Raw genomic sequence first — 14,666 nt, 5'->3', positions numbered from 1 at the left:
CTTGATGATTTCACTTATTTCGGAAGGATTGAGTTGCTGCATTGCTCTGCTGCCCCTTCAAACTCAAGATTTCAATGCTTCGGCTAGTTGCGCGAGTTTGCCGCGAACTGAGCCATCGATAACCAGGTCGCCGGCGCGGATGATGACACCACCTATCAGGGCGGCATCCTCCGCAGCGTGCAGGCGCACTTCCCGGCCGAGCCGTGCACTGAGAACCTTGGCGAGTTTGTCTTGCTGTTCTTGGTTCAATGCGAAAGCACTGGTCACATCCACATCTACCGATTTTTCCTGCTCGGCCTTGTAAAGCTCGAACAGTTCGGAGATCTCCGGCAGAAGCTGGAGACGGTCGTTTTCAGCAACGACGTGAATGAAATTCTGTGCCTTGGCATCGAACTTGTCGCCGCACACTTCGATAAAAGTGGCGGCCTTGTCTGCGCTCGTCAGTCGCGGGGCCTTGAGCATGCGCTGCATTGTGTCGTCTTGCGACACTGCAGCAGCCAGGCCGAGCATGGCTGACCAATTGGCCAGTTGCTGGTGCGCCTGTGCATGCTCGAAGGCTGCCTTAGCGTAAGGTCGGGCCAACGTGGTCAGTTCTGCCATGATCGCCCTCGCTTAAATTTCAGCAGCCAGTTTGTTTACCAGCTCCGCGTGCGCGTTTTGATCGATTGTGGCACCCAGGATCTTCTCCGCGCCGTTGACTGCCAGGCTACCCAGTTGGGCGCGCAGCGCGTCTTTGACGCCGTTCAGTTCCTGTTCGATCTCGGCCTGAGCCTGAGCCTTGATGCGGTCAGCTTCAACGCGAGCCTGTTCACGGGCTTCGTCGACAATCTGGGTACCGCGTTTCTTGGCTTGCTCAATGATCTCAGCCGCCTGAGCCTTAGCTTCGCGCAGTTGCTGACCCACTTTATCTTGGGCCAGCTCCAGGTCGCGAGCTGCTCGTGTGGCAGCGTCCAGTCCATCCGCAATCTTCTTCTGACGTTCGTGCAAAGCCGCGATGACCGGAGGCCACACGAACTTCATGCAGAACAGCACAAAAATGAAGAACGCAACGGACTGGCCAATCAGGGTTGCATTAATGTTCACGCCAACACCTCGCTCGTTCGTTGTCCATCACACCAATCAACTCGAAAATTCGAGTGATTAGCCAGCGAGTTGACCAACGAAGGGGTTCGCAAAAGTGAAGAACAGAGCGATACCAACACCGATCATGGTCACGGCGTCGAGCAGACCAGCCACGATGAACATTTTGACTTGCAGCATTGGAACCATTTCTGGTTGACGCGCAGCGCCTTCCAGGAATTTACCGCCCAGCAGGCCGAAACCGATTGCAGTACCCAGTGCGCCCAGGCCGATCAGCAGTGCAACAGCGATAGCAGTTAGACCAACTACAGTTTCCATCTTTCCTCCCGACTTTTACGTCGTATTGGTTAGGTTTTCTTAGATTAAAGCGGTAACGCAAAATCGTTTCTTACATCAAGCCCTCGCGGGCATCCCCTCACCGAAGCGAGGGGATCATCAGACTCGCCAGGCGGGTCTCAATGGTTATCTTCGTGAGCCATCGACAGGTAGACGATGGTCAGCATCATGAAGATGAACGCTTGCAGGGTGATGATCAGGATGTGGAACACAGCCCACGCCCATTGCAGGACCACGCCCAGGCCGCTGAGCCACAACAGCCCGCTGCCAAACATGACCGCGATCAGAATGAACACGAGTTCACCTGCGTACATGTTGCCGAACAGACGCAGCGCCAGCGAAATCGGCTTGGCCACCAGAGTGACGAATTCAAGCAGGAAGTTGACCGGAATCAACAGCGCTTGAACAAAAACGTTCTTGCTGCCAAACGGGTGCAGGGTCAATTCGCCGATAAAGCCGCCGATACCCTTGATCTTGATGCTGTAGAAAATGATCAGCGCAAATACTGACAGTGCCATGCCCAGTGTCGCGTTCGGGTCGGTTGTCGATACGGCGCGGAAAGGAATGTGATGATCACCTGTGATCATGATCGCCAGTTGCGGGATCCAGTCGACAGGAATCAGATCGACGGCGTTCATGAGGAACACCCAGGCGAAAATGGTCAATGCCAGCGGTGCGATCACAGCACTGCGGCCGTGGAAGCTGTCCCGGACGCTGCCGTCAACGAACTCGACCAGAACTTCAACGAAGTTCTGCAGCGCGCCCGGCTGACCAGAGGTCGCTTTTTTTGCGGCCATGCGGAAAATCAGGACAAAAATCAGACCCAGTGCGACCGACCAGCCGAGGGTATCGACGTGGAAAGCCCAAAAGCCCATTTCTTTTGCTTGCGCGGCGGAATGCGCGAAGCCCCAACTGCCGTCAGGCAAATGACCAAAGGTCAAGTTCTGCAAGTGGTGCTGGATATAGCCCGAAGCTGTTTGCTCTGCCATGGTTGCCTCAAACGCCCTAAGGTCTCGAAAGTCTTGTTCTCAGTAGCAGGGGCGCAAACCAACTGACCAGCTGGGTCAGAATGAAAACGCCGAAAACCGCCAGCGGTGCCAGCGGCTTTACGCCTGCAAACGTCAGCGCAAAAAGCACTGCCGTAAAAATCAACTTGCCTGCCTCGCCGGCATAGAACGACCGAACGATGGCCTGAGCTGCCCTGGCCCCGGAGTACCGGAATGCCTTATGAGCAAAATATACATTTGGCAGCCAGGCTATCAGGCCTCCGCAAAGCCCCGAATACCCTGCTACGACACCTTGCCACTGCCAAAGCGCCAGTGCAGCCCCCAAGAGGACGGCCAGCTGAGCCAGCAGAATCGGAAAAACGGCCAGGCGATGGAATGGCAAGCGGTTTGGCGTGCGTGTCTCCATCACATGGGCTCCTCGTAAGCCGGCCGCCAAAATCAATAACTTGGCATAAATTGTGCCGACAAAATGCGCGCAGAGTATAGGGGCGGTTCAGCCCCTATTCAACTGCCAGGTAGTGATTTCCGACTACGCGCTACGCATGATTTGTTTCAGCGAATGTGGGCGAGTACACCCTGCAGTTCGTCCAGAGAGTTATAACGTATAACCAACTGACCTTTGCCCTTCTGTCCATGGCGGATTTGCACCGCAGAGCCCAGCCGTTCGGCCAGACGCTGCTCCAGGCGGGTGATATCAGGATCGGCCTTCACCGGCTCCGCTGCCTCCTGTTTGCCACTCAGCCACTGGCGAACCAGTGCCTCGGTTTGGCGCACCGTCAAACCGCGTGCGACAACATGTCGCGCCCCTTCTACCTGCTGATCTTCCGGCAGACCAAGCAACGCACGTGCATGGCCCATCTCCAGATCGCCATGGGAGAGCATGGTTTTGATCACTTCGGGCAACGCGATGAGCCTCAGCAAATTGGCGACGCTGACTCGTGACTTACCCACCGCTTCGGCGACCTGCTGTTGGGTCAGCTGAAATTCCTGCTGCAGACGCTGCAGAGCAATGGCTTCCTCGATCGGATTCAGGTCTTCGCGCTGGATGTTTTCAATCAGCGCCATTGCGATGGCCGCTTCGTCCGGCACATCACGCACCATGGCGGGGATCGTCTCGATCCCTGCCTGCTGGCTGGCGCGCCAACGGCGCTCACCGGCGATGATTTCAAAGCGGTTATCCGCAATGGGGCGAACCACGATCGGCTGCATCACCCCTTGCGCCTTGATTGAATTGGCGAGCTCTTCCAGAGCCTGGGGATCCATGTCACGACGAGGCTGATATTTGCCTCGCTGGATCAGGTCCAGCGGAATGTGCTGCAGCTCGCGCTCGCTAGCCTTCACAGCCTGCTCTTCCAATGCGCTGACGGTGGGGCTGCTCAGCAGTGCGTCCAGCCCACGTCCGAGTCCACGTTTCTTGACGGCCATGGAATTTCCTTAAGTGGGCTGAGCTGCGGCGCGACTGCCGCGACGCTGGCGACGGACCATCTCGCCCGCAAGCGCCAGGTAAGCCAGCGCGCCGCGAGAAGTCTTGTCGTACGCCAATGCCGGCATACCGAAGCTAGGCGCCTCTGCCAGACGAATATTGCGCGGAATAACGGTGTCGTACAGCTGCTCGCCGAAGTGCTCTTTGAGCTGTGCCGAAACATCGTTGATCAAGCTGAGCCGCGGGTCGTACATCGTCCGCAGCAAACCCTCGATCTTGAGTTGGGGATTGAGCAACTCACCGATGCGCTTGATGTTATCCACAAGGTCGCTCAGACCTTCGAGGGCGAAGTACTCGCACTGCATAGGGATAATGACGCCATCGGCCGCAACCAGTGCATTGAGCGTCAGCATTGAGAGCGATGGCGGACAATCGATGAGAATGTAATCGTAGTTCTCGCGAATAGGAGCCAACGCCGTACGCAGACGCGATTCCTTCATCTGCATTTCCAGCAGGACGACTTCGGCCGCCGTGAGGTCGCGGTTTGCCGGCAGTAGCTGATAACCGCCGTGCTCGGAAAAGTGCATGGCCTCAGTCAGGTCACACTCGCCAATCAGCAAGTCGTAGACCGAATGCTCAAGCCCGTGCTTATCCACACCGCTGCCCATCGTGGCGTTGCCTTGTGGATCGAGATCGATCAACAGCACCCGACGCTTGGTAGCCACCAGCGAAGCTGCGAGGTTGATGCAGGTGGTGGTTTTACCCACACCGCCTTTTTGGTTCGCTATCGCGAATACCTTAGCCATTCTTGCGTGTGTTCCCTGTCATGCCGTGCGGCGCAGTATCAGCAGATGCCGTTGACCTTGGCAACCGGGTACGGCCAAGGCGTGCGCGCTTTCCAGATGAAAATCTGAGGGCAATGCTACCAGCTCATCCGCCGGATGCAGACCCTTCATTGCCAGCCAGCGGGTTGCGCTGTCGCCCATGTGGCGCGTCCACAGGGTGAAGTCTTCCAGGCTGCTGAAGGCGCGGGAGATGATTCCATTGAAGGGCAGCGCGGGTTGAAACGCTTCGGCACGGCTGTGGATAACTTCGAGGTTGGCAAGCGCCAGCTCAAGTTTGACCTGAGTCAGAAACCGGGTCTTCTTGCCATTACTGTCCAGTACGGTGACTTTCATGTCGGGAAAAAGGATGGCCAGCGGTATGCCGGGCATGCCGCCGCCGCTACCGACATCCAGCTGACGCTCGCCCTCAATGAAACGCACCACGCTCAAACTGTCTAGCAAGTGGCGAGAGACCATTTCATCCGGGTCGCGAACAGCGGTCAGGTTGTAGGCCTTGTTCCACTTGATCAGCAAAGCGAGGTACGCCAGCAATTGCCTATGCTGGCTCTCGCTCAGATCGACGCCGATTGCTTGAGCGCCGAGAGTTAGCTCTTCTGCGTGCTGCGGGGTAACCATCGAACTCAAGCGCTTTGCTCCAACTGACGGCCCGCGCCGCGTTTTTTCAGATGAATCATCAACAGAGAAATGGCCGCCGGGGTGACACCGGGAATCCGCGAGGCCTGCCCAAGGGTCTCCGGACGGGTTATCCCCAGCTTGCTCTGGATTTCCTTGGACAGGCCAGAGATGCCGGTGTAATCGATGTCGACAGGGAGGCGCGTATTTTCGCTGGCTCGCAGCCGAGCGATCTCGTCTTGCTGGCGATCAATGTAGCCGGCGTACTTAGTCTTGATTTCGACCTGCTCGGCGACCTGCGGATCAGGTGAACCATGACCGGTCAGCGCCACCAGACTGGCGTAATCCACTTCCGGACGACTCAGCAGATTCAGCAGATTGTATTCGTGCGTCAGCGGTGTACCGAAGTGTGCCGATACCGCTTCGCCCTGCTCGGTTCCGGGACGAATCCAGGTGGACTTTAGGCGCTGCTCTTCCAGCTCGATACCTTCACGCTTGGCACAGAATGCAGCCCATCGGGCATCGTCTACCAAACCTAGCGCCCTGCCCTGTTCGGTCAAACGCAAGTCCGCGTTGTCTTCGCGCAGTATCAGCCGGTATTCGGCGCGCGACGTGAACATCCGGTACGGCTCCTGGGTGCCCAGCGTAATCAGGTCATCCACCAACACGCCGATGTAAGCCTCATCGCGACGCGGACACCAGCTGTCCATGCCTTGAGACCGAAGGGCCGCGTTGGCACCGGCAAGCAAACCTTGGGCACCGGCTTCTTCGTAACCGGTCGTGCCATTAATTTGCCCTGCGAAAAACAACCCGGCAATGACCTTGGTTTCGAGACTGTACTTCAGGTCGCGAGGATCAAAATAGTCGTACTCAATGGCATAGCCAGGCCGCACGATGTGGGCATTTTCCATCCCGCGAATCGAACGCACGATCTGCAGTTGCACGTCGAAAGGCAGCGAGGTCGAGATGCCGTTGGGATAGAGCTCGTGCGTTGTCAAACCTTCCGGTTCGATAAACACCTGATGGCTTTCCTTGTCGGCAAAGCGATGGATCTTGTCCTCAATCGAAGGGCAATAGCGCGGCCCGACGCCCTCGATCTCCCCGGCAGCAGAATACATCGGCGACCTGTCAAGATTGGCAGCGATGATTTCGTGCGTCCGGGCGTTGGTGTGGGTAATCCAGCAACTGACTTGGTTCGGGTGTTGAGCTTTGGAACCCATGAACGACATCACCGGGATCGGCGTATCGCCCGGCTGCTCAGTCATCACCGAGAAATCGACAGAGCGTCCGTCAATACGAGGCGGCGTGCCTGTCTTCAGCCGACCTACTCGCAGGGGCAGTTCACGCAGCCTGCGTGCAAGCGCAATGGACGGAGGATCGCCGGCCCGACCACCTGAATAATTCTGCAAGCCAATGTGGATAAGTCCACCCAAAAAGGTACCCGTGGTGAGCACCACAGAATCCGCCAAAAAACGCAGCCCCATTTGAGTAACGACACCGCGTACCTGGTCCTGCTCGACAATCAGGTCATCGCATGCCTGCTGGAAAATCCACAGGTTGGGCTGGTTTTCGATTATTTCACGGACCGCTGCCTTGTACAGAACACGGTCTGCCTGCGCGCGCGTCGCCCTGACCGCAGGGCCTTTGCGGCTGTTGAGGACGCGAAACTGGATACCGCTTTTATCAGTCGCGGTTGCCATCGCTCCGCCAAGCGCATCGATCTCTTTGACCAGATGACTCTTACCAATGCCACCGATAGCCGGGTTGCAACTCATTTGGCCGAGGGTTTCCACGTTGTGCGTAAGCAGCAGGGTTGTAGCACCCATGCGTGCAGATGCCAGTGCTGCCTCGGTACCGGCATGACCGCCGCCGATGACGATCACTTGAAAACGGGAAGGGAAATCCACCACGCACCTCGTGCCTGTTGATTGGGGGGAAATAGGAATGGCGGCAAGTATAGGGACTTACCCCCCCTGAAGGAACCCGTTGCGCAAAATCTAACCAGCTGTGGATGAATGGAGGTTATAGAAATTAAAAAGAAAGAAATTTATAAGATCTTTGTTTTTATGTTTATTTCTACTGAGGCGCAAATCTGTGGATAAAACTCTACAACCCTCTATTTACGTTGTGTACAGAGATTCAAAAGCCTGTGGCCATGTGGCTATGAGCACGTTGGATAAGCCCGTTAAGCCTGTGGATTAAACGCGGTGTTGTCCACAGGGCCGTTTATCTCCAGCTTAGAGGCCCGCTTATCAACCGAGCTCATTGGGGGTTATGCACAGGGCTTATTGAAAAAAATGAATGCTTCCTGGCGACCTAAGGGGCGGATTTGTCTCCCCTAGTGGTGATCAGGCGTATGAAAAATTCAGAATGAGAGACGAGATGAGGCAGATCCCGAGAGATTGATCTGCCTGAAAGTAGAGCGCGGAATTACTTGCCGATGCAGAAGCTGGAGAAAATGCGTCCTAACAGGTCGTCCGAGCTGAATGCCCCGGTGATTTCGCCCAGGCACTGCTGGGCTTGACGCAGATCTTCTGCCAGGAGCTCGCCTGCGCCAGCCAAGGTTAGCTGCGAGCGGCCATGCTCGAGGGAGTCGCTTGCCAGGTGCAGCGCCTCAAGGTGGCGCCTGCGTGCACTGAAGCTGCCTTCAGCCGTTTGCTGATATCCCATGCAGTCTTTCAAGTGCTCGCGCAATAGCTGCACGCCCTCCCCGCCCGATTTGGCACTAAGACTGATGGTCACATGGCCATCGACGCTGGTCACGAGTTCGACTGCCTCATCTTTCAGGTCTACCTTGTTACGGATCAGCGTGACATGGGCGGGGTCAGGACGCTCATCCAGGAACTCGGGCCACAGTGCGAAAGGATCGCCTGCCTCGGGGGCGGTTGCGTCCACAACAAGCAAAATTCGGTCGGCTTGGCTGATCGCCTGAAGAGCGCGTTGTACCCCGATTTTTTCCACTTGATCGTTGGTATCGCGCAGCCCGGCAGTGTCCACTACATGCAACGGCATACCGTCGATGTGGATATGTTCGCGCAGGACATCCCGAGTGGTGCCTGCGATCTCAGTCACGATGGCCGCTTCTTTTCCGGCAAGGGCATTTAGCAGGCTGGATTTGCCGGCATTGGGCCTGCCCGCGATCACCACAGTCATGCCGTCTCTGAGCAGAGCGCCTTGGTTGGCTTCGCGCAGCACTGTGGATAACTGGGTGCGAACGTCGTCCAGCATGGAAAGAACGTGGCCGTCCGCGAGAAAGTCGATTTCTTCTTCCGGAAAGTCGATCGCCGCTTCCACGTAAATGCGCAGGCTGATCAGTTTATCTGTGAGCTCATGCACTCGCTGAGAAAACGCACCCTGCAGGGATCTCAACGCGTTCCGCGCAGCTTGTGCCGAACTCGCTTCAATGAGGTCAGCAATCGCCTCGGCTTGAGCCAGATCGAGCTTGTCGTTGAGGAATGCGCGTTCGCTGAACTCACCTGGCCGGGCCAGCCGGCATCCCAGCTGCACACATCGTTGCAGCAACATGTCCAGAACGACGGGCCCCCCATGGCCTTGAAGTTCGAGCACATCTTCCCCGGTGAAGGAGTGAGGGCCGGCAAAGTACAGGCCGATGCCTTCATCGATTACTGCGCCAAGTTCGCCCTTGAAAGCGCCGTAATGTGCATACCTGGGTTGTGGCAGCTTGCCGATAATCGCTTCGGCACACTTGGTTGTGAGGGGGCCGGAAATACGGACAATGCCAACGCCTCCACGTCCAGGCGCCGTAGCAATGGCGGCAATGGTTTCGATCAGAACATTCATGGGCCCGTCTCCTGGGCAAATGACGGATAGCAAAACGCCCCACGAGGGGGCGCTTTGAACGACGTGTTAACAGGGTAGATCAGGCCTCGGCTTTCTTGGCTTTCGCTTCGATGCTGCGAGTGATGTACCACTGTTGAGTGATGGACAAGGTGTTGTTCACAACCCAGTACAGCACCAGACCGGCCGGGAACCACAGGAAGAAGAATGTGAAGATGATAGGCATCAGCTTCATGACCTTGGCTTGCATCGGATCCGGAGGGGTTGGGTTCAAACGCTGCTGGATGAACATGGTAGCGCCCATGATGATCGGCAGGATAAAGAACGGGTCTTTGATCGACAGGTCAGTTATCCACAGCAACCAGGGTGCCTGGCGCATTTCAACGCTTTCAAGCAATACCCAGTAAAGCGACAGGAATACCGGCATCTGTACCAGAATCGGGAGACATCCACCCAGCGGGTTGATCTTCTCTTTCTTGTACAGCTCCATCATCGACTGAGACAGCTTTTGACGATCATCGCCATGCTGCTCTTTCAACGCCGCGAGGCGCGGAGCAACCGCACGCATACGAGCCATGGACTTGTAACTGGCTGCGGACAGAGGGAAGAAAAGCCCTTTGATCAGCATCGTCAGGAAGATAATCGACCAACCCCAGTTGCCGACGATGCTGTGGATATGTTGCAGCAGCCAGAAAATAGGCTGGGCAATGAACCACAGGATGCCGTAGTCCACGGTCAATTCCAGGCCTGGGGACAACTCTTTCAACACCGCCTGGCTCTTGGGACCGGCATAAAGCGTTGCAGTCGTCTCGGCTTTGGCGCCAGGTGCCACAGTCAAAGCCGGGCCGGTGAAGCCGATGATGTAATTGCCGGCGCTGTCTTTACGCGTGGTGACGGTGTTGCTGTCAGCCTTGTTCGGAATCCAGGCGGTCACGAAGTAATGCTGCAACCAGGCTACCCAGCCACCCTGGACAGTATCTTTCACCGAACCCTTGTCGATGTCCTTCATGGAAACCTTTTTGTAGGGTTCCGAAGGAGTCCACATGGCAGCACCCAGATAGGTGGCGGTGCCAGTAGCAGTCGTTGATGAGGGATCGGCACTGGCATCGCGTTTCAGCTGGGCAAACAAGTTACCGTTCCAGGGCTGAGCGCTTTGGTTGTCGATCACATAAGACACGGTCAGGTCATACAGGCCGCGTTTGAACGTAAACCGCTTGATGTAGTTGACGCCACCATCCGTGAATTTCAGGTCGACGACCAGATCATTCTGGCCCTCTGTCAGCTGGTAGCTTTTCTGGGTCGCGGAGTACACCGGACGCCCAGAGGCTCTGGCATCAGGACCGTTCGCGCCAGTCAAACCGCTTTGGGCAAGAAAAATCCGCTCTGCGCCATTATCGAACAGCTGGAACGGGATTTCGGGGTGATCCTGGCGGCGTGGATAAAGTGGCAGACGAAGCTGCACCACGTCGCCACCGACCGGATCGATTTCCAGATTCAGGACGTCTGTCTTCACCTGGATCAGATTTTTGCTGGCGACTACCGGGGTTTCTGTCGGCGCAGCCACTTCGCCCGTAGCGCTAGGAACGTCTGCATTGGCAGTCGTCGAGCCTTGCGGAGCATCAGGAATAGCGGATGTATTGGTGTTGGCGGCAACATTCTGAGTCGGCAAGGCAGCTTGACCATAGTCCTGGTTCCATTTCAGGACACCGACATAGGTCACGATTGCCAGGGCGACGATCAGGATCGTGCGTTTAATATCCATGATTACTCGGCCATCGAAGAGGAACGGGAGGTGGGAGCTGGTGGAACCGGGTCATAACCACCGGGATTCCACGGATGACACCGACCTAAGCGACGTAAGGTCAGCCAGCCACCGCGCACCAGGCCATAATTTTCGATGGCCTCGTACGCGTAGCAGGAGCAACTGGGGTAGAAACGACAATGACTGGCCATCAGGGGACTGATGGCATAGCGGTAAAACTGGATCGGAACGAGCGCCAGTTTACGCATCAGGACTGTCTACCCCCGCAGTTTCGGTTTTGAGTTCGGGATTGGGCCGGCTGCGCGCCAGACGTTTCCAGAGCTTGCCGAAATGCTGAATCAATTCGGGGTTTTCAATATCACCCAAGCCTTTGCGTGCAACAACGACGATATCCCATCCGACCAGGTTGTCCTGGTGGAGGCGAAACGACTCACGCATCAGGCGTTTCAAACGGTTGCGCTCGACGGAGAGCTTCACGCTCTTCTTGCCGATCACCAGCCCGAGACGGGGATGATCAAGGTCGTTGTTGCGCACAAGGAGCAGGAGATTTTTCCCCGGAACCTTGCCGGTGGGGGAGTCAAAGACTGCCTTGAAATGCCGGGGTGTCAGCAAACGCTTTTCCCGACTGAAGTCCTGACTCACCACCTGTGCCGATTAATCAAACTGCCAGACGCTTACGGCCTTTGGCGCGACGACGCGACAGAACTGCGCGACCGTTTTTGGTGGCCATGCGAGCACGGAAACCGTGGGTGCGAGCGCGCTTGATAGTGCTGGGTTGGAAAGTACGTTTCATGGCGTGTTACCTGGTTCGTCCACAACGGGCCGGAATGGCCCCCGTTTTAAGAGACCGGGGATTCTAGAGAAAGCGGGCTCGCAGGTCAATTTCCAACCAGCTTTTCTTGCATTTAGTTCGTGAGTGATATCTGTCGACCACTCCCCCGACCGGATCATTCCCAGACGGTAAATATAGAAATAAAGAAGGAAAGTATTTAAAGCTTTTTTGTAAAGCTTATAAAACTTAAGAGACGCCTTTCTGTGGATAAAAGCTCTTAGCCCACGTAGCACGTGATGTACAGAGGTATGAAAGTCTGTCCAAAAGCGGTGCCGCGGCTGTGCTGTAGCTGGCCATAAGCTGTGCACAAAGCGGCACGTTATCCACAAGCCTTTTATCCACAGCTTTTAGGTCGGTGTTATGCAAAGACCTGAGGTTGGGTTATCCACAGGTCTTATTTGTCCACCGTTCGTCGTTCGTTTTCACTTTTTAGGCTCGACATCGTGCTTTGGCGTCCTAGCTTCATGTGGATAAGTCCGCTACGGGTGGTTACAATGGCGGCTTGTTTTTGCCGCGCCGGCTTCAGAATCTAGGGGATATTTGTGTCAGTGGAACTTTGGCAGCAATGCGTTGAGCTTTTGCGCGATGAGCTGCCTGCCCAGCAATTCAATACCTGGATCCGTCCGTTACAGGTCGAAGCCGAAGGCGACGAATTGCGGGTGTATGCGCCCAACCGATTTGTGTTGGATTGGGTCAACGAAAAATACCTGGGTCGGCTGCTCGAGTTGCTGGGCGAGCACGGCCAGGGTATTGCGCCTTCGCTCTCCTTATTAATAGGCAGCAAGCGCAGTTCGGCGCCACGTGCCGCCCCTAACGCACCGCTTGCAGCCGCCGCTGCCGCATCTCAGGCCGCTGAGCTGGCGGCAAACAGTGAAGCGCCCGCTGCGATGAGGGCTATTCAACCCGCTGCCACGCCTGCTCCGATGGTACAAAAATCGCTGAATGTCGAGGACGAGCCTTCTCGGGCGAGCTTCGACCCGATGGCCGGAGCGAGTTCTCAGCAAGCCCCTGCGCGCGCAGAACAACGTAATGTTCAGGTAGAGGGCGCGCTGAAGCACACCAGCTATCTGAACAGAACGTTCACGTTCGAAAACTTTGTCGAGGGCAAGTCCAACCAGCTTGCCCGCGCCGCTGCCTGGCAGGTCGCAGACAATCCTAAGCATGGCTATAACCCGCTCTTTCTGTATGGAGGTGTTGGCCTGGGTAAAACCCACTTGATGCACGCTGTGGGTAACCACCTGCTCAAGAAGAACCCTAATGCCAAAGTTGTGTATCTGCACTCCGAGCGATTTGTGGCAGACATGGTCAAGGCGCTACAGCTCAATGCCATAAACGAGTTCAAGCGCTTCTACCGATCCGTTGATGCGCTGCTGATCGATGACATTCAGTTTTTTGCCCGCAAAGAGCGCTCTCAAGAAGAGTTCTTCCACACCTTCAACGCCCTGCTCGAAGGTGGTCAGCAGGTAATTCTGACGAGCGACCGCTACCCCAAAGAGATTGAAGGTCTCGAAGAGCGCCTGAAATCACGGTTTGGCTGGGGACTGACGGTTGCCGTCGAGCCGCCGGAGCTGGAGACACGCGTGGCGATTCTCATGAAGAAGGCGGATCAGGCGAAGGTAGACTTGCCTCATGACGCCGCGTTCTTTATTGCCCAGCGCATCCGATCCAATGTGCGTGAGCTCGAGGGTGCGCTGAAGCGCGTCATCGCTCACTCCCACTTCATGGGCCGAGACATCACCATCGAGCTCATTCGGGAGTCGCTGAAGGACCTGCTCGCACTACAAGACAAGCTTGTGAGTGTGGATAACATTCAGCGCACCGTGGCTGAGTACTACAAGATCAAGATTTCAGACCTGCTGTCCAAACGTCGCTCCAGGTCCGTTGCGCGACCGCGGCAAGTGGCGATGGCCTTGTCCAAGGAACTGACCAATCACAGCCTTCCCGAAATCGGGGATGTGTTTGGGGGCCGCGATCACACAACCGTGTTGCACGCGTGCCGCAAGATCAACGAACTTAAAGAATCCGATGCGGACATCCGCGAGGACTACAAGAACCTGCTGCGGACTTTGACAACGTGATGCCGACGCAGCTTATCAAGGCAAGGGACTAGACCATGCATTTCACCATTCAACGCGAAGCCCTGTTGAAACCCCTGCAACTGGTCGCGGGCGTTGTCGAACGCCGTCAGACCCTGCCGGTTCTGTCGAACGTGCTTCTGGTCGTTCAAGGCCAGCAGTTGTCTTTGACCGGTACCGACCTTGAAGTCGAGTTGGTCGGGCGCGTGCAGCTCGAAGAGCCTGCCGAGCCGGGCGAGATCACGGTCCCTGCGCGCAAGCTTATGGACATCTGCAAAAGCATTCCAAATGACGCGCTGATAGACATCAGACTCGACGAGCAGAAGCTCATCGTCAAAGCGGGGCGCAGCCGATTCACGCTTTCTACTTTGCCTGCCAACGACTTTCCCACGGTCGAGGAAGGCCCAGGCTCCCTCACGTTCAGCCTTATTCAAAGCAAGCTGCGCCGGTTGATTGAGCGCACCAGTTTCGCCATGGCTCAGCAAGACGTTCGGTATTACCTCAACGGTATGCTGCTCGAGGTTCAGTCGGGTATTCTGCGCGCCGTTGCAACTGACGGACATCGCCTGGCGATGTGCTCCATGGCCGCAGAGATTGAGCAAGCTGACCGTCATCAGGTTATCGTGCCTCGTAAGGGCATCCTTGAGCTCGCGCGGCTGCTGACTGAGCAAGATGGCTTGGTCAGCATCGTCCTGGGGCAGCATCATATTCGTGCCACGACAGGTGAGTTCACGTTCACCTCCAAGCTGGTCGATGGCAAGTTCCCGGACTATGAGCGAGTGCTTCCCAAGGGCGGAGACAAGCTGGTGGTGGGTGATCGTCAGGCTTTGCGCGAAGCGTTCAGCCGTACGGCGATTCTTTCCAACGAAAAATATCGGGGGATTCGTCTCCAACTG

The 14,666-nt window shown here is 56.3% G+C and carries 16 protein-coding genes; 2 read left to right on the top strand and 14 right to left on the bottom strand.

All coding sequences use genetic code 11. The features are described 5' to 3' along the window. Nucleotides 1-63: 63 nt before the first annotated feature. The 14 genes from VF672_RS09380 to rpmH all read right to left on the bottom strand — a co-directional run bounded on the left by VF672_RS09380 (nucleotide 64) and on the right by rpmH (nucleotide 11,656). Entirely contained in the window at nucleotides 64-600 is a 537-nt protein-coding gene (locus tag VF672_RS09380) for a F0F1 ATP synthase subunit delta (RefSeq protein WP_037016920.1), read from the bottom strand. Nucleotides 601-612: 12 nt separating this feature from the next. After that, on the bottom strand, nucleotides 613-1,083 hold the full coding sequence (locus VF672_RS09375; RefSeq protein WP_065988056.1) for a F0F1 ATP synthase subunit B: 471 nt from the start codon (nucleotides 1,081-1,083) through the stop codon (nucleotides 613-615). A 57-nt stretch (nucleotides 1,084-1,140) separates the two neighbouring features. Next, nucleotides 1,141-1,398 (bottom strand): F0F1 ATP synthase subunit C, encoded by a 258-nt coding sequence (gene atpE, locus VF672_RS09370; RefSeq protein WP_002555987.1) that lies wholly within the window; start codon nucleotides 1,396-1,398, stop codon nucleotides 1,141-1,143. A 137-nt stretch (nucleotides 1,399-1,535) separates the two neighbouring features. Continuing rightward, nucleotides 1,536-2,405: a F0F1 ATP synthase subunit A gene (gene atpB / locus VF672_RS09365; RefSeq protein ID WP_331103963.1), complete on the bottom strand. Its 870-nt coding sequence runs from the start codon at nucleotides 2,403-2,405 to the stop codon at nucleotides 1,536-1,538. A gap of 16 nt (nucleotides 2,406-2,421) precedes the next feature. Continuing rightward, entirely contained in the window at nucleotides 2,422-2,829 is a 408-nt protein-coding gene (locus VF672_RS09360) for a F0F1 ATP synthase subunit I (protein ID WP_331103961.1), read from the bottom strand. A gap of 146 nt (nucleotides 2,830-2,975) precedes the next feature. Further along, nucleotides 2,976-3,848 (bottom strand): ParB/RepB/Spo0J family partition protein, encoded by an 873-nt coding sequence (locus tag VF672_RS09355; protein WP_074886109.1) that lies wholly within the window; start codon nucleotides 3,846-3,848, stop codon nucleotides 2,976-2,978. Between the two features lie 9 nt (nucleotides 3,849-3,857). Continuing rightward, nucleotides 3,858-4,652, bottom strand: a complete 795-nt coding sequence (locus tag VF672_RS09350; RefSeq protein WP_331103958.1) for a ParA family protein — start codon at nucleotides 4,650-4,652, stop codon at nucleotides 3,858-3,860. A gap of 18 nt (nucleotides 4,653-4,670) precedes the next feature. Continuing rightward, the gene (rsmG, locus tag VF672_RS09345; RefSeq protein ID WP_331103969.1) at nucleotides 4,671-5,306 is read right to left on the bottom strand and encodes a 16S rRNA (guanine(527)-N(7))-methyltransferase RsmG; all 636 of its coding nucleotides are present in this window, start codon (nucleotides 5,304-5,306) and stop codon (nucleotides 4,671-4,673) included. A gap of 5 nt (nucleotides 5,307-5,311) precedes the next feature. Then, nucleotides 5,312-7,210: a tRNA uridine-5-carboxymethylaminomethyl(34) synthesis enzyme MnmG gene (gene mnmG, locus VF672_RS09340; RefSeq protein ID WP_331103956.1), complete on the bottom strand. Its 1,899-nt coding sequence runs from the start codon at nucleotides 7,208-7,210 to the stop codon at nucleotides 5,312-5,314. Nucleotides 7,211-7,733: 523 nt separating this feature from the next. Further along, the gene (gene mnmE, locus VF672_RS09335) at nucleotides 7,734-9,104 is read right to left on the bottom strand and encodes a tRNA uridine-5-carboxymethylaminomethyl(34) synthesis GTPase MnmE (protein WP_331103953.1); all 1,371 of its coding nucleotides are present in this window, start codon (nucleotides 9,102-9,104) and stop codon (nucleotides 7,734-7,736) included. Between the two features lie 79 nt (nucleotides 9,105-9,183). Further along, complete coding sequence (yidC, locus tag VF672_RS09330) at nucleotides 9,184-10,863, bottom strand: membrane protein insertase YidC (RefSeq protein WP_331103951.1); 1,680 nt, start codon at nucleotides 10,861-10,863, stop codon at nucleotides 9,184-9,186. 2 nt (nucleotides 10,864-10,865) lie between these two features. Next, complete coding sequence (gene yidD, locus VF672_RS09325; RefSeq protein WP_074886126.1) at nucleotides 10,866-11,111, bottom strand: membrane protein insertion efficiency factor YidD; 246 nt, start codon at nucleotides 11,109-11,111, stop codon at nucleotides 10,866-10,868. Next, nucleotides 11,104-11,505 (bottom strand): ribonuclease P protein component, encoded by a 402-nt coding sequence (gene rnpA / locus VF672_RS09320; protein ID WP_074886129.1) that lies wholly within the window; start codon nucleotides 11,503-11,505, stop codon nucleotides 11,104-11,106. The genes yidD and rnpA overlap by 8 nt, the downstream gene beginning before the upstream one ends. Before the next feature lie 16 nt (nucleotides 11,506-11,521). Next, nucleotides 11,522-11,656 (bottom strand): 50S ribosomal protein L34, encoded by a 135-nt coding sequence (gene rpmH / locus VF672_RS09315; protein ID WP_002551315.1) that lies wholly within the window; start codon nucleotides 11,654-11,656, stop codon nucleotides 11,522-11,524. A 581-nt stretch (nucleotides 11,657-12,237) separates the two neighbouring features. Between rpmH and dnaA the strand changes: the two genes are divergently transcribed. Next, nucleotides 12,238-13,773, top strand: coding sequence for a chromosomal replication initiator protein DnaA (dnaA, locus tag VF672_RS09310; RefSeq protein WP_331103921.1), 1,536 nt, complete (start codon nucleotides 12,238-12,240; stop codon nucleotides 13,771-13,773). Nucleotides 13,774-13,808: 35 nt separating this feature from the next. Further along, a partial coding sequence (dnaN, locus tag VF672_RS09305) for a DNA polymerase III subunit beta (protein WP_331103918.1) occupies nucleotides 13,809-14,666 on the top strand: 858 nt, incomplete at its 3' end.

The sequence above is a fragment of the Pseudomonas sp. genome (genome assembly GCF_036387035.1).
In the GTDB taxonomy this organism is placed as follows: Bacteria; Pseudomonadota; Gammaproteobacteria; order Pseudomonadales; family Pseudomonadaceae; genus Aquipseudomonas.
The sequence above is the reverse complement of the archived record's forward strand: the minus strand, read 5'-3'. Positions and strand labels throughout refer to the sequence as shown.

Coding starts and splice junctions, on each gene's coding strand:
- VF672_RS09380 (WP_037016920.1), bottom strand. CDS start 600: ATGGCAGAACTGACCACGTTGGCCCGACCTTACGCTAAGGCAGCCTTC.
- atpE (WP_002555987.1), bottom strand. CDS start 1,398: ATGGAAACTGTAGTTGGTCTAACTGCTATCGCTGTTGCACTGCTGATC.
- atpB (WP_331103963.1), bottom strand. CDS start 2,405: ATGGCAGAGCAAACAGCTTCGGGCTATATCCAGCACCACTTGCAGAAC.
- VF672_RS09360 (WP_331103961.1), bottom strand. CDS start 2,829: ATGGAGACACGCACGCCAAACCGCTTGCCATTCCATCGCCTGGCCGTT.
- VF672_RS09355 (WP_074886109.1), bottom strand. CDS start 3,848: ATGGCCGTCAAGAAACGTGGACTCGGACGTGGGCTGGACGCACTGCTG.
- VF672_RS09350 (WP_331103958.1), bottom strand. CDS start 4,652: ATGGCTAAGGTATTCGCGATAGCGAACCAAAAAGGCGGTGTGGGTAAA.
- rsmG (WP_331103969.1), bottom strand. CDS start 5,306: ATGGTTACCCCGCAGCACGCAGAAGAGCTAACTCTCGGCGCTCAAGCA.
- mnmE (WP_331103953.1), bottom strand. CDS start 9,104: ATGAATGTTCTGATCGAAACCATTGCCGCCATTGCTACGGCGCCTGGA.
- yidC (WP_331103951.1), bottom strand. CDS start 10,863: ATGGATATTAAACGCACGATCCTGATCGTCGCCCTGGCAATCGTGACC.
- yidD (WP_074886126.1), bottom strand. CDS start 11,111: ATGCGTAAACTGGCGCTCGTTCCGATCCAGTTTTACCGCTATGCCATC.
- rpmH (WP_002551315.1), bottom strand. CDS start 11,656: ATGAAACGTACTTTCCAACCCAGCACTATCAAGCGCGCTCGCACCCAC.